Here is a 13,227-nt window from a genome sequence, read left to right as displayed (position 1 = left end):
GACCAACGACAAATCTGAGAGAGAAGCATGAGCGCAATCCACGCGGCCAAGGTCGCTGATTACGCCGCGGCCTTGCACGCCCTGAGCAAGGCCGATCGGCTGCGCGGTCTCAAGCCGCGCGCGGGCATCGATTTCGTCTCGAACGACTATCTGGCGCTCGCGGGCGCGCCGCGCATTAAGAATGCGGTCTCGGCCGCGCTCGATGCCGGCACGCCGATCGGCGCCGGCGGGTCGCGGCTGCTGCGCGGCAATTGCGAGGAGCACGAACGGCTCGAGGCCGAAGCCGCCGCGTTCTTTAGGGCCGAGACGGCGCTGTTCTTCGGCGGCGGCTACGTCGCCAATTTCGCCGTACTGACGACGCTACCGCAGCGCGGCGACCTCCTGGTGCTCGATTCTCTCGTGCACGCCAGCATCCATGAAGGCGCGCGGGCCGGCCGGGCCGAATTCCGGATCAGCGCGCACAATGATCCCGGGTCGGTCGAAGACACCATTCGCGGCTGGCGCGCCGAGGGCGGCACGGGCCGGGTCTGGATCGTGGTCGAAAGCGTCTACAGCATGGATGGCGACGTCGCACCGCTCGACGACCTCGTCGCCATCGCGGACCGACACGACGCGTTCCTGATGGTGGACGAGGCGCACGGCACCGGCGTCTATGGCGAGCAGGGGCGTGGGCACACTGCACCTTATGAAGGGCGCGAGAACCTCGTGATCGTTCATACCTGCGGCAAGGCGCTGGGCGCCGCCGGCGCGCTGGTCACAGCCTCGACCGTGCTGCGCGACTTCATGGTCAATCGTTGCCGCCCGTTCATCTTCGCCACCGCGCCGTCGCCGCTTGTGGCCGTCGCCGTGCGCGAGGCGCTGCTGATCCTGCAGCAGGAGCCCGGGCATCAGCAGCGCCTGGCGAAACTGGTCGCGTTCACGCATCGCGAGCTCGACCTGCGCGGTTGGCGCAGCCCGTCGCGCTCGCAGATCGTGCCCTACATCGTCGGCGACAATGCGCGCGCGATGCAACTGGCGTCTGCACTACAGGCGCGCGGCTTCGATATCAGAGGCATCAGACCGCCGACCGTGCCGGCGGGCACCGCGCGGTTGCGCATTGCGCTGACCCTCAATGTCGACGAGGAGGACGTGCGCGCGCTGCTCGACGCGCTCGTCGCGGAGACGAACGGCTGGTCGCAATGACGGGCCGGATCGTGGTGACCGGCACCGATACCGGGATCGGCAAGACGGTGTTCTCCGCTGGCCTCGCCTCCTTCCTCGGCGCGAGCTACTGGAAGCCGATTCAATCCGGCCTCGAAGAGGAGACCGACGCGCAACTGGTGGTGCGGCTTGGCGGCCTTTCGGCCGATCGCATCGTGCCGGAGCGCTACCGGCTTCGAACACCCGCCTCGCCGCATCAGTCGGCCGCACTCGACGGCGTGCGCATCGACGCTGCCGCGCTCGGCGTGCCCGATGTCGGGGACCGGCCGCTGGTGATCGAAGGTGCCGGCGGGTTGATGGTGCCGCTCGACGGCAGCACGCTCTATATCGACATCTTCGCGCGATGGCACCTTCCGGTCGTGCTCTGCGCCCGCACCGCGCTCGGCACCATCAATCACTCGCTGCTGTCGGTCGAGGCGCTGCGCAAGCGCGGGATCGACATGCTCGGGATCGCATTCATCGGCGAGAGCAATCCCGAGAGCGAGCGCGCGATCTGCGAGATCGGGCAGGTGCGCCGGCTGGGCCGGTTGCCCTGGCTTGCTCCGCTTGCGGCAGACACGCTGCGGGCAGCGTTCAAGGCGTCGTTCCGGCGGGAAGATTTCAATCCATGACATCCGCTCGGAAGTCGCCGATCTGGCACCCGTTCACCCAGCACGCGCTGCACGGCGAGATGACGAGGATCGTGCGTGGGGAGGGCGCCTATCTCTACACCGCGGATGATCGCCGCATCATCGATGCGATCGCATCCTGGTGGGTCGTGACCCACGGCCATTGCCATCCGCACATCGTGCGCGCGATTCAGGACCAGGCCGAACAGCTCAACCAGATCATCTTTGCCGGTCATACCCATGATCCGGCCGAACAGGTTGCGGCACAGCTCGTGAAGCTCGCGCCCCCTGGCCTCGACTACGTGTTCTTCTCCGATTCCGGCTCGACCAGCGTCGAAGTGGCGCTGAAGATGGCGCTCGGCTACTGGCACAATATCGGCGCGACGCGCACGCAGATCATCGTAATGGAAAACTCCTACCATGGCGACACGGTCGGGACGATGTCGGTCGGCGCGCGCGGCGTCTTCAACAAGGCTTACGAGTCGCTGCTGTTCGACGTCGCGTCGATCCCGTTTCCGGCGCCCGGCTATGAACAGACGACGCTCGACGCGCTCGAAGCCGCGTGCAGGAAGGAATCCGCGGCAGCGTTCATCGTCGAACCGCTGATCCTGGGCGCGGGCGGGATGCTGATGTATCCCGCCTGGGTGCTGAAGGAGATGAAGCGCATCTGTGAAGCTTCAAACGTGTTGTTCATCGCCGACGAGGTCATGACCGGCTGGGGCCGGACCGGCACCTTGTTCGCGTGCGAGCAGGCCGAGGTCAGCCCGGATATCGCCTGTTACTCGAAGGGCCTCACCGGCGGGTCGCTCCCGCTCGCGGTGACGCTGTGCCGCGCCGAGATCTACGACGCGCATTATTCCAGCGATCGTTCGCGCACGTTCTTCCATTCCAGTTCCTACACGGCAAACCCGGTCGCCTGCGCCGCCGCAAGGGCCAACCTCGAACTCTGGCAACACGGCGCGGGCGAGCGCGTCGCCTCGGTTGCAGCGATGCAGGAGCGCCTGATCGCACCATTCCGTATCGATGCACGCTTTGAAAACGTCCGCCGCACCGGGACCATCACCGCACTCGACCTGAAGGCAAGCGATGCGGGCTACCTCGCCGGCATCGGCCCAAAACTTCAGGCCTTCTTCCAACGCCGGAACCTGCTGCTGCGGCCGCTCGGCAACACGATCTACGTCATGCCGCCCTACTGCGTGACGGAAGCCGATCTCGTGGAGATCTACGACGGGATCAGGTGCGCGGCTGACGCGCTGGCTTGACGACGCGCTTCGCACCCAAAAGTCCATGGATTGATGAGTGCATCGCGTGCCGTGGTGCCCGCGATGGGGTCTCATACGACATCGGCGTGCCCTCGCAGGCACGCCGATGAGCCCGATCATGAGTGCTGGTATGGCGCCGGATGCGGCCTCGCAGCAGGATGCGGCCGTGGCGCCGGATGAGGCCGCGGCGCCGGCCGAGACACCTGCGGCGACGCGGGCCGACGCACAACAGCTTGCGCGACGCGCGGCGCCGGCGGATGCGCGGCCGCGCGTGGCTGCGGCGGTGCATGCTGCACGAGCTGCGGTCTTGACGCCGGCGGAGCGACGTGCGGCGCCGGTGCGGGATGTGCGCCGGCGCCCGGCAGAGCATGCGCAGTCGGCAGGGCGTGTCCCGGCGGCAAAGCATTTCCCGTCGGTAGAGCGTGTCCGGCCGGCGAAGCATTTGCTGTCGGTAGAGCGTGTCCTGGCGGCAGAGCGTTCCCGGTCGGCAGCGCGTGTCCCGTCGGCAAAGCGTGGCCCGTCGCAGTCTGCGCATGTCGGGGCGGCGGCGCCGCGATCGGCTTGCCCGGGCGCGCGGCGATCACGCCGGCGCCGCTGAACCGTGCTGCGTGCGCGGTCGCGGCGACTGCCGGATGACCATGGTTGTTGGCGAGCGTCAGCGCTGGATTCTTCATCGCCGCTTGCGCGTGCCGCGTCTGCTCGCCGGTCGCAGCCATGTGCTGCCCGTTCTGGGCGGCGAGCTGCTGCGGCGTCGGCTTCACCGTGGTGCCGCCGGTGCCGCCGTTGTAGCTGACGTTGGTCGTGTTGTTGACGACGGTCCTGTTGTAGACGTTGGTGACCGAGACGTTCGAGATGTTGTTGACGGAGCTGTTGTAGAAGAAGCTGCCGCCGCGCCAGTAGCCGCCCTCGTAGCCGACGCCGGTGTAGCCGAAGCCATAAGAGATGCCGCCGTAGAAGCCGACGGTCGGGCCCCAATATCCGGCGTGGAAGGCGTAGGCGCCGTCGCTCCAGCCCCAATAGCCGGGTGTCCACAGCAATTCAGGCGCCGGCGGAAGCACCCATGTGCCGGGCACCCAGTAGTAGCCGGTGTCGTCGCTCCATGCCCAATAGCCCGGAGTCCAGATGTAGCCGGGCGCGGGGATCGGCGGCTGGACATAGACCGGCAATGGCGGCGGCGCTGCATTGACGGTGATGCCGATGGCAAGCTGCGCGCGCGCAGCGTGTGGCGGCGAGAAACAGCAGAGGCTGAGAGCCAGGGCGAAAGGCAGTCCGGCGATGCGGCGCATGGCACATACTCCAATCTTCTCCCCCAGCGTTGGAGTCGAATAGTGGCGGCGACATGAACCCGTTGTGAATGTTTGTGCTGACACCGTGATTTCGAGATCGCGCGACGGCGGGATCGTTAACGACGGCGAATGCAAGTCAGCCCGGTGTCAGGATGGAACGCGATCATGCGGTCTCGTCAGCTTCATCACCGCGCCAAATAGTCGAATTTTCGATTTGAATTGGACGACGACCCCCTGCGCGTCATCAATCGGTGACGGAGCATCCGGCTGCCAAAGGCCGGGCAGGGAGGTTTGGTATGGCGCGATCCGCCGACATCGACATCAACGCGGGCGCGCGCCTCGACTGGCTGCCGATCTGCGGATTCCACTGGCGCATCCTGGCCCTGATCGGGGCCGGCATGTTCCTCGACGCGTTCGATATCTATCTGGCCGGCGGCGTGCTGGGCGCCGTGCTGAAGGAAGGATGGTCGACACTCGAGCTCAACGCCGCATTCGTCTCCGCGACCTTCGTCGGGATGACGATCGGCGCGTGGTGTTCCGGCATCCTCGGTGACCGCTTCGGCCGCCGCTTCTCTTACCAGATGAACCTCGCGATCTTTGGCCTCGCCTCGATCGCCGCGGCCTTCGCGCCGAACATGATCGTCCTGATCGGCCTGCGTTTCATCATCGGCATTGGCCTCGGCGCGGAGATCGTGGTCGGCTATGCGACCTTGACGGAATTCGTGCCGGCTTCCTCGCGTGGGCGCTGGATCGGGCTGCTGGCCGTGATCACCAATTTCTCGCTGTTCGTCTCGTCGATGGTCGGCCTGTGGGTGATCCCGACGCTTGGATGGCGCTACATGTTCGGCCTTGTCGGTTGTCTTGCGATGGTCGTCTGGATTCTGCGCAAGTCGATGCCGGAATCGCCGCGCTGGCTCGCCGCCAACGGACGTGCCGATGAAGCCGAGAAGATCCTGTCGGCGATCGAAGCCGAGGCCGCGCGCAAGGCGAAACTGCCTGCCGTCGCTGCCCGCGCGCCGGCGCAGGAGTCTCCGGGCGCGGTCTGGCGTCTGTTCCAGCCGCCCTATCTCGCGCGCACGCTGCTCGGCAGCCTGTTGCACATCGTCGTCGGCTTCAGCCTCTACGGGTTCATCGGCTGGCTGCCGACCTTCATGGTCAAGGGCGGCCACAGCGTGGTTTCCTCGCTGGGCTACACCACCGTGATGGCGCTGGGCGGCCCGGTCGGATCGCTGATCGGGCTCGTGCTGGCGGACCGGCTCGGACGCAGGCTGTCGATCGTCTGCTCGTCGATTGCGGCCGCGGCGCTCGGTATCGCCTATCCATACATGCCGGATGGTGTTGCGCTCGCGGCCGTGGGCTTCCTGCTGATCACGGCGATCTACGTGATGCTGGCGACCGGGTTCGCGATGCACGTCCCCGAACTGTTTCCAACGCGGTATCGGCTTCGCGGCACGGCGATCTGCGCCACCTCCGGACGCATCGCGACCGCGCTGGTTCAATACGTCGTGGTTGCGATCTTCGCCTGGCAGGGGCTGACCGGCGTGCTGACGACCTTGGCCGGCATCCTCGTCTTCCAGGCCGTGGTCTTCCTCGTGTTCGGTTTCGAGACCAAGGGACGATCTCTCGAGGACGCGTCGGCGGTCACGGACGCCGAGGCGGGAGGGCGGTCGTCGATGGCGCGGAGGCCGGCGGACCTTGGCGCCTAGTTCAGGTCGGAGCACGCTGCTCTGATCCGGTCGCGGAGCCAGCCGTTGGCATTGCTCTGATCGTATCTGCGGTGCCAGTACAACATCCAGTCGAACGGCGCGGACTCGAACGGCAGTTCCTCCATCCTCAGACCGTCGTCCATCAGCACGGTTGCGAGGTGCCTCGGCATCACCGCGAGCAGATCGGTCTTCTTCAAGACATGGGGCACGACCAGCCAATGCGGCACGTTCAGGGCGATGCGTCTTCGATGGCCGCGTTCGGCGAGCACGTCGTCGACGAAGCGAAGATCGGTCGGGCTCATCGAGACCTTCATGTGCTCCTGCGCGATGAAGCGCTCGAAGGTCAGCCGTGCGCGCTTGATCTGGTGCCCGCGTCGCATCAGGCAGACCATGCGGTCGCGGAGCAGCGTCTCGGAACGGATCGATGCGGAATGTTCGAGCCCCATGCTCACCGCGACGTCGATCTCGTCCCGCTCCAGCGCATCGATCGTAAGCGAAGGCGGCAGATGGATCGTGTTGTAGGAAATTCGGCCCTCCGGCGGCCGCGCTGCGGCGAGTCGCGGCAGCAGCAGGCACGCAAGAATGTCCGACATCCTGATCGTGAAGGTGCGTTCCGTCTTGTCTGGATCGAAGCCGGCATCGCTCGCCATCACGCGCTCGACCTGGCGCAGAACCTGGCGCAGCGGCTCCGCCAGTTCGGTGGCGCGGGGTGTGGGCTTCATCCCGGTCGTGGTCCGCACCAGGAGCTCGTCCTTGAACATCGCGCGCAACCGGTTGAGCGCATTGCTCATCGCGGGTTGGCTGAGACCGACGCGGTCTGCCGCCTTGGTGACGTGACGCTCGGTCAGCAGTGCGTCCAGCGCGACGAGCAGATTGAGGTCGATGGATCGAAGGTTCATCAATTATTCATATCGTGAATGACGAGAGATAACAAATCCATTTCATCCATGATGGTGCAGCGCGTATCAATCGATCAGGACCAAGGAGGCATCAATGAGCTTTGAGACGATCAAGCGTGACGTGAAGATCTGCATGTTCGACCAGTACGGCACGGTCGTCGACATGCAGGGCGGCCTGACCAGGATCGCGGCGCCCTTCCTCGCGAAGAAGGGCTGGAAGGGCGATCCGAACTCCTTCGTCACGTGGTGGCGTCGCACGCATTTCGAGAACTCGATGATCGATGCGCTGCTGCATCGCGAGCACACGCCCTATCGCGAGATCGGGCACCGCGCGGTTGCCCACGTCATGGACCGCGCCAAGATCGATTACACGATGGACGATGTGCGCTACCTCGTGGGCGAGATCGAGAAGCTGGTGCCGTTTCCGGAGGTGCCGGACGCACTCGCGCGGCTGCAGCGCAAGTACAAGCTCGTCGTGCTCTCGAACGGCGATCCCGACATGCTCGAGACCGCGAAGCAATACCACAAGGTCCCGTTCGATCGGGTGATCTCGGTGACGGAGGCCAATTCGTTCAAGCCGCATGTCGCGACCTATACGAAAGCGGCCGAGATCATGGGCGTGCAGCCGGCGCAGGTGCTGTTCGTGGCCAATCATGCCTTCGACTGCATCGGCGCCAAGTCCGCCGGCATGCGGACGGCCTTCATCGACCGGCGCAGCCGCCCGTTCGGCATCACGCCGCATCAGCCCGACATCCTGGTGCCGTCGATGAAGGACCTCGCCGATGCGATCGTCTGATCGCGAGCCGCTGTCGGGCATCAGGGTCCTCGACCTCTGCCGGGTGGTCTCCGGCCCGTTTGCCACGATGCAGCTCGGCGATCTCGGCGCCGACATCGTCAAGATCGAGGATCCGCGACAGGGCGACGAAAGCCGCCGTTACGGCCCCCCGTTCATCGGCGGCGAGAGTGCGTATTTCCTGTCGGTGAACCGCAACAAGCGAAGTTGTGCTATCGATCTGAAGTCGCCGGCCGGGCGCGACGCGGTGCTCGATCTTGCATCCGTCGCCGACGTCGTTATCGAGAACTTCCGCCCCGGTACCTTGGACAAATGGGGGCTCGGCTTCGACGCGCTGAGGGCCCGCAAGGGCGACATCATCCTGTGCAGCATCTCGGGGTTCGGCCGCACCGGCGCCGACGCCGCGCGCCCTGGCTACGATCTCATCCTGCAGGGCGAATCCGGCGTGATGCACATTACCGGCGATCCGGATGGGCCGCCGACCAAGGTCGGCACGTCGATCGCCGACCTCGTCACGGGCCTCTATGCGTCGCATTCGGTGCTGGCTGCCCTGATGCGCAAGAGCCGCACCGGCGAGGGCGGCCGGGTCGACGTCTCCATGCTCGACGCCATGGCATCGCTGCTGACCTTCAACGCCGGCATGTACTTCGCCTCGGGACAAAGCCCGAAGCGCCGCGGCAATGTTCATCCGACCATCAGCCCGTATGAACCGTTCGAGGCGAGTGACGGCTGGATCAATGTCGGGGTCGCGAACGACAAGTTCTGGGCGGCGTTTTGCGGCGTCATCGACCGTCCGGAGTTGCGCGAAGACGTGCGCTTCGCCACCGCCCCGAAGCGCGCGGCGAGCCGCAATGAGCTCGTCGCGATCCTTTCGCCGATCTTCGCGCGGAGGAGTCGCGCCGACTGGCTGCAGGCGCTCGGTGTGGCAGGCATTCCGTGCGGCGCGATCAAGTCGGTCGGCGAGGTCTGCGAAACGCCTCAGCTCACGCAGCGCGGAATGGTCCAGACCATCGGCCATCCGGCCGCGGGAGATGTGAAGTTCATCGCGAGGCCGACGCGATTCGGCGACGTCCCGCCGCCACCTTCCACGCCGCCGCCAATGCTCGGCGAACACACGCGCGAGGTGTTTGCGGAATGGCTCGGCTGGAGCGACGATCAGCTCGGGAGATTTGCCGACGAGGGCGCGTTCGGCGACTTTGGACGGACGTTCGTGCGCCCGCCCCTGTGAGTCTCGTTATGTAGGCATCGTCGTGAGAGCTATCGCCGAGCAGATGCCGCGTCGCGCCGTCGGCGACGAGCGGCGGATCGTTCTTCCTGTCGCGCCTCTTCGGACCGAAATCTGGCACTTTGCGCTTGCGGGCAGCCTCCCTCGGACGGGGCACTGGCATTGCCAGGATCGATATCCGGTTTCATACTCTGGCATAGGCCGGAGCCGGCCAGCTAACCTGACGGCGCGGCCAACCCGGAGAATGCAAGAGACGATACCGGGTTACTGAGCGGCGGAGAGACGGCGATGTCGTTTCGTCTCGCATTTGCCTTTGTGTCGATAGCGGCGCTCCTGGTTGATCCGACTGACGCCGTGTCGCAGGACATGCTGCGGAGTGTCGACCTCAACAGTCCGGAAATGACGACGTCGGAGATGACGCGCGCCGAGGTCGACGCGCTCCTCAAGTCGGTCCCTCAAGGGGACGGACGCGCTGCGGATTTGGATGGAAAGCGACTGTCGCACCTCGATCTCTCGGGCCTCGACTTCACCGGCGGCAACCTTCATCTCGTAAAGCTCAACCGGACCAATCTGAAAGGCGCCCGCTTCGATCGGGCTATCTTGAACCAGGCTTGGCTAATCGACGCAGACTTGACCGGGGCGTCCCTCGTCAAGGCATCGCTGCTCGGCACGCAGATGCAGCGTGCCAGGCTTGGCGGCGCCGACTTGAGCGGCGCTCGGATAACCGCCGATCTTTCCGGCGCCAGCCTGATCGGGGCCAGGCTTGCGGGCGCCGATCTGAGCGCTGATATGCGCAACCAATCGATGGGCCTGATGCGTGGCGTGCTCAAATCCGCCGATCTGCGGAACGCGGATCTAAGCGGCGCCAATCTCTCGCGCGCCGATCTCGAATTCGCGCAACTGCAGAACGCCAATTTGGCGAACTGCAGCCTCCACAGAGCTGACCTTGCGGGAGCCGACCTATCCGACGCTAATGTCGCCGGCGCAGATTTCACCGAGGCCGACCTTGCGTCGGCTCTGTTGCCGAGCGCGGCCACGCTGGCCGAGGCCCGCAATCTGGACAAGGCCCGGAACTTGAACCTGGCGCGGCGCCCCCGTTAGGGATCGAATTGCAGTGTCCTGCGACAAGACCTATGTTCTGTCTTGAGAACCACGCAGCCGCTCATCGTGCGGCGGGCAGGACCACGGTGGATGGTTGCATGTCGCACCGGAGGTGATGCCATGACCATTTCTCCCAGACTGCACAACTACCTTGCTGCAGAAAACATCGAGTACGACGAAATCCCGCACGTACTGACGATGTCGTCCGCCCTTACCGCCCAGGCTTGTCACGTCTCGGGCGATCGCTTGGCCAAGGCCATTGTGCTGCGCCGCAACGACGGGTACCTGCTCGCCGTGCTGCCGGCATCGCATCACCTCAGGCTGGCGGATCTCAGGGCGAGATTCGGTGACGATATCGCCATGGCCGCTGAAGGCGAGATCGATCGGCTGTTCGCGGACTGTGCGCACGGGGCGGTTCCCGCCGCCGGCAGCTGCTACGGGCTCGACGTTATCGTTGATGACAGCATCCGGATGCAGCCCGAGATCTATATCGAAGCTGGCGATCATGAGACGTTGCTTCATCTCGGTCGTGCGCAATTCGCACGCCTGACCGCCGGTTCCCTGCATGGCAGCTTCAGTGCGCACGACTGAGGCGGCGTGACAGCGGGACCGTCTATCGGTGCGCCCCGACCGGAGCATGATCCGGAAAGGTGCGAAGCGGCTCTCTCCCGAGACAAGGGAGGAACGCGCTTGCGCGGAGATCATGCTCAAGCAAGGGGTTCGAGCGCGATGACGCTTCGACCCGGTTTCACCGCGCCTTAAGGCGCAGCACGCATGCAGTCGCGCCAGCTCTGCTGTATAGTTGCGAGCGAGGGGGCTGCTGTCTTGGACGGGAGGTCCTCCATGAAAGTCAAGGACGTGATGCACAAGGGCGTCGATTGGGTAAGCCCCGACACCCCAATCACCGAAATCGCGAAATTGATGCAAGGGCACGACATCGGCTGCATTCCGATCGGGCAAGACGATCGTCTGATCGGGATGGTGACGGATCGCGACCTCGTCTGCAAAGGTCTCGCGAGCAAGGACTTCAACTCTGCGCGCACCACGGCGCGGGATGTGATGACGGAAGGCATACACTGCTGCCGGGAAGACGACGATCTGACGAAAGCTATACATCACATGGAAACGCTGAAGATCCGCAGACTGCCTGTGATCAACAAGAGCAAGCGGATGGTTGGCATGATCAGCCTGGGCGATGTGGGCCACTTTGCCGGTGATGATCTCTTGTCTCAATGCGTGAAGAGCGTGTCGGCTCATCATTGAGGCGAGGCCGGGCGGATCGCACGACGATCCGCCCGACATCTCGTTATTGTCCGGTCGATCAACCGAGGTGATGAACCTTCTGCAAGCCGTAGACCGGGGTTGGGATGCCTTCCATCCGCGCCTTCAGTTGCAGCGCCAGATATTGGGAGTAATGCCGCGACTGGTGCAGGTTGCCTCCGTGGAACCACAGCGCTTGCTGCTGGGTTGGCTTCCACATGTTGCGCTGCTCGCCCTCCCAGGGGCCGGGGTCCTTGGTGGTCTCGGATCCTAGACCCCAGACCTTGCCGACCTTGTCGGCGACGTCCTTCGAGATCAGGTCGGCGGCCCAGCCGTTCATCGAGCCATAGCCGGTGGCATAGACGACGAGATCCGCGGGGAGTTCGGTGCCGTCAGCGAATCTGACGCCGGTCTCGGTCAGTTCCTTCACCGCCGCGCCCTTGCCGCTCTTGAGCTTGATCGAACCGTCGATCACGAGATCGCAGGCGCCGACGTCGATGTAATAGCCCGAGCCGCGGCGCAGGTACTTCATGAACAGGCCGGAGCCGTCGTCGCCCCAGTCATGCATGAAGCCGATTTTCTCCAGCGCGGCGTAGAAATCCTTGTCGCGCTCGCGCATCTGCTCGTAGAGCGGGATCTGGAATTCATGCATGATCTTGTAGGGCAGCGAGGCGAAGATCAGATCGGCCTTGCGCGTGGTCATCCCGCTCGCCACCGCCTGCTCCGAATAAAGCGCGCCGAGCCCGATATCCATCAGCGTGTCGGATTTCACGATATGCGTTGATGAGCGCTGCACCATGGTGACGTCGGCACCACCTTCCCACAGCGCCGCGCAAATGTCGTGGGCGGAGTTGTTGGAGCCGATCACCACCACCTTACTGCCGCGATATTTCTCCGGCCCCGGGTGGGTCGAGGAATGCTGCTGCTCACCCTTGAAGATGTCCTGCCCCTTGTAGGTGGGCCAGTTCGCCTTGCCCGACATACCGGTCGCCAGCACGAGCTGCTTCGGCTTGAGCGTGATCTCCTTGCCGTCGCGCTCGACCACGACGGTCCATTCCCCGGCTTTCTCGTCATACTTGGCCGACTTCGCCGTGGTCGAGCTCCAGTAGTTGAGCTCCATCACCTTCGTGTACATCTCCAGCCAGTCGCCGATTTTGTCCTTCGGTGCGAACACAGGCCAGTTTTTCGGGAAGTCGATATAAGGCAGATGGTCGTACCAGACCGGATCGTGCAGGCAGAGCGACTTGTATCGCTTGCGCCAGGAATCGCCGGCGCGTTCGTTCTTCTCGATGATGATGGTCGGCACGTTCAGTTGCCGCAGCCGCGCGCCAAGCGCAATGCCGCCCTGCCCACCGCCGATGATCAGCGCATAGGGTTGTTTTGCGTGACCAAGCTCGGTGATTTCCTGGTCGCGTTCCTCGCGCCAGCTCTTGCGGTCCTTGCCATGACCGTGCTTGGCGCCGAGCGGACGGGTAAAGCCCGACTTCTCCTCATGTCCCTTGAGCTCGGCCATCGTGGTGAGCAAGGTCCAGATGCGTCCATCCTTCATGCGCAGGTGACCATAGCCGCGCGCGACATCGGTCTCGAACTCGATCCAGCTCTCGATGATGCCGCCGGCCTCGCTGGCAGCTTCGCCATCGGCAATGCGCCATCCCGACGGTTTGCTGTCCGCAAGCCGCGCCTTCAGCATGTCGCGGATCTGATCCTTGTCTTCCATGGTTTTGATGTTCCAGGTGAAGGTGACCAGATCGCGCCAGTAGCAATCGGTCTGGAACAGCGCGATCGCGCGTTCGATGTCACCCGACGACAATGCGGCGTTGAACTCGTCGAGCAGCGCGGTGATCTTTCCGTCCGGGGCCTTCGTGAGCATGTTTCATTCTCCCATAT

General features: G+C 64.5%; 12 protein-coding genes. 9 read left to right on the top strand and 3 right to left on the bottom strand.

Features of this window, described 5'->3' with window-relative positions; translation table 11 throughout:
- Nucleotides 1-27: 27 nt before the first annotated feature.
- Genes QA639_RS41530 through QA639_RS41520 form a run of 3 tightly spaced genes read left to right on the top strand, consistent with a single transcriptional unit; the run spans nt 28 to nt 3,070 of the window.
- Nucleotides 28-1,182: an 8-amino-7-oxononanoate synthase gene (locus QA639_RS41530; RefSeq protein WP_028335583.1), complete on the top strand. Its 1,155-nt coding sequence runs from the start codon at nt 28-30 to the stop codon at nt 1,180-1,182.
- Nucleotides 1,179-1,811: a dethiobiotin synthase gene (gene bioD / locus QA639_RS41525; RefSeq protein ID WP_028335584.1), complete on the top strand. Its 633-nt coding sequence runs from the start codon at nt 1,179-1,181 to the stop codon at nt 1,809-1,811. The genes QA639_RS41530 and bioD overlap by 4 nt, the downstream gene beginning before the upstream one ends.
- Nucleotides 1,808-3,070 carry an adenosylmethionine--8-amino-7-oxononanoate transaminase gene (locus QA639_RS41520; protein WP_283088915.1) on the top strand — a complete coding sequence of 421 codons (1,263 nt, stop codon included), beginning with the start codon at nt 1,808-1,810 and terminating at the stop codon, nt 3,068-3,070. The genes bioD and QA639_RS41520 overlap by 4 nt, the downstream gene beginning before the upstream one ends.
- A gap of 116 nt (nt 3,071-3,186) precedes the next feature.
- Here the strand turns inward: QA639_RS41520 and QA639_RS41515 are convergent, their stop codons facing one another.
- On the bottom strand, nt 3,187-4,356 hold the full coding sequence (locus QA639_RS41515) for a YXWGXW repeat-containing protein (RefSeq protein WP_283088913.1): 1,170 nt from the start codon (nt 4,354-4,356) through the stop codon (nt 3,187-3,189).
- Nucleotides 4,357-4,652: 296 nt separating this feature from the next.
- On the opposite strand from QA639_RS41515, the gene QA639_RS41510 reads away from it, so the two are divergent.
- The gene (locus QA639_RS41510) at nt 4,653-6,062 is read left to right on the top strand and encodes an MFS transporter (RefSeq protein WP_283088912.1); all 1,410 of its coding nucleotides are present in this window, start codon (nt 4,653-4,655) and stop codon (nt 6,060-6,062) included.
- Here QA639_RS41510 and QA639_RS41505 read toward each other — a convergent pair.
- Nucleotides 6,059-6,961, bottom strand: coding sequence for a LysR family transcriptional regulator (locus QA639_RS41505; protein ID WP_028335587.1), 903 nt, complete (start codon nt 6,959-6,961; stop codon nt 6,059-6,061). The genes QA639_RS41510 and QA639_RS41505 overlap by 4 nt on opposite strands.
- 94 nt (nt 6,962-7,055) lie before the next feature.
- Between QA639_RS41505 and QA639_RS41500 the strand changes: the two genes are divergently transcribed.
- The 5 genes from QA639_RS41500 to QA639_RS41480 all read left to right on the top strand — a co-directional run bounded on the left by QA639_RS41500 (nt 7,056) and on the right by QA639_RS41480 (nt 11,343).
- On the top strand, nt 7,056-7,757 hold the full coding sequence (locus QA639_RS41500; protein ID WP_283088911.1) for a haloacid dehalogenase type II: 702 nt from the start codon (nt 7,056-7,058) through the stop codon (nt 7,755-7,757).
- Nucleotides 7,744-8,982: a CaiB/BaiF CoA transferase family protein gene (locus QA639_RS41495; protein ID WP_028335589.1), complete on the top strand. Its 1,239-nt coding sequence runs from the start codon at nt 7,744-7,746 to the stop codon at nt 8,980-8,982. The genes QA639_RS41500 and QA639_RS41495 overlap by 14 nt, the downstream gene beginning before the upstream one ends.
- A 285-nt stretch (nt 8,983-9,267) precedes the next feature.
- Complete coding sequence (locus QA639_RS41490; protein WP_028335590.1) at nt 9,268-10,080, top strand: pentapeptide repeat-containing protein; 813 nt, start codon at nt 9,268-9,270, stop codon at nt 10,078-10,080.
- 120 nt (nt 10,081-10,200) lie between these two features.
- The gene (locus QA639_RS41485) at nt 10,201-10,671 is read left to right on the top strand and encodes an aminoacyl-tRNA deacylase (protein WP_028335591.1); all 471 of its coding nucleotides are present in this window, start codon (nt 10,201-10,203) and stop codon (nt 10,669-10,671) included.
- 252 nt (nt 10,672-10,923) lie between these two features.
- Nucleotides 10,924-11,343, top strand: a complete 420-nt coding sequence (locus tag QA639_RS41480; RefSeq protein ID WP_028335592.1) for a CBS domain-containing protein — start codon at nt 10,924-10,926, stop codon at nt 11,341-11,343.
- A 58-nt stretch (nt 11,344-11,401) separates the two neighbouring features.
- Here the strand turns inward: QA639_RS41480 and QA639_RS41475 are convergent, their stop codons facing one another.
- Entirely contained in the window at nt 11,402-13,210 is a 1,809-nt protein-coding gene (locus QA639_RS41475; RefSeq protein ID WP_157342581.1) for an NAD(P)/FAD-dependent oxidoreductase, read from the bottom strand.
- Nucleotides 13,211-13,227: the final 17 nt, after the last annotated feature.

The organism is Bradyrhizobium pachyrhizi (assembly GCF_029714545.1).
In the GTDB taxonomy this organism is placed as follows: Bacteria; Pseudomonadota; Alphaproteobacteria; order Rhizobiales; family Xanthobacteraceae; genus Bradyrhizobium; species Bradyrhizobium pachyrhizi.
The sequence above is the reverse complement of the archived record's forward strand: the minus strand, read 5'-3'. Positions and strand labels throughout refer to the sequence as shown.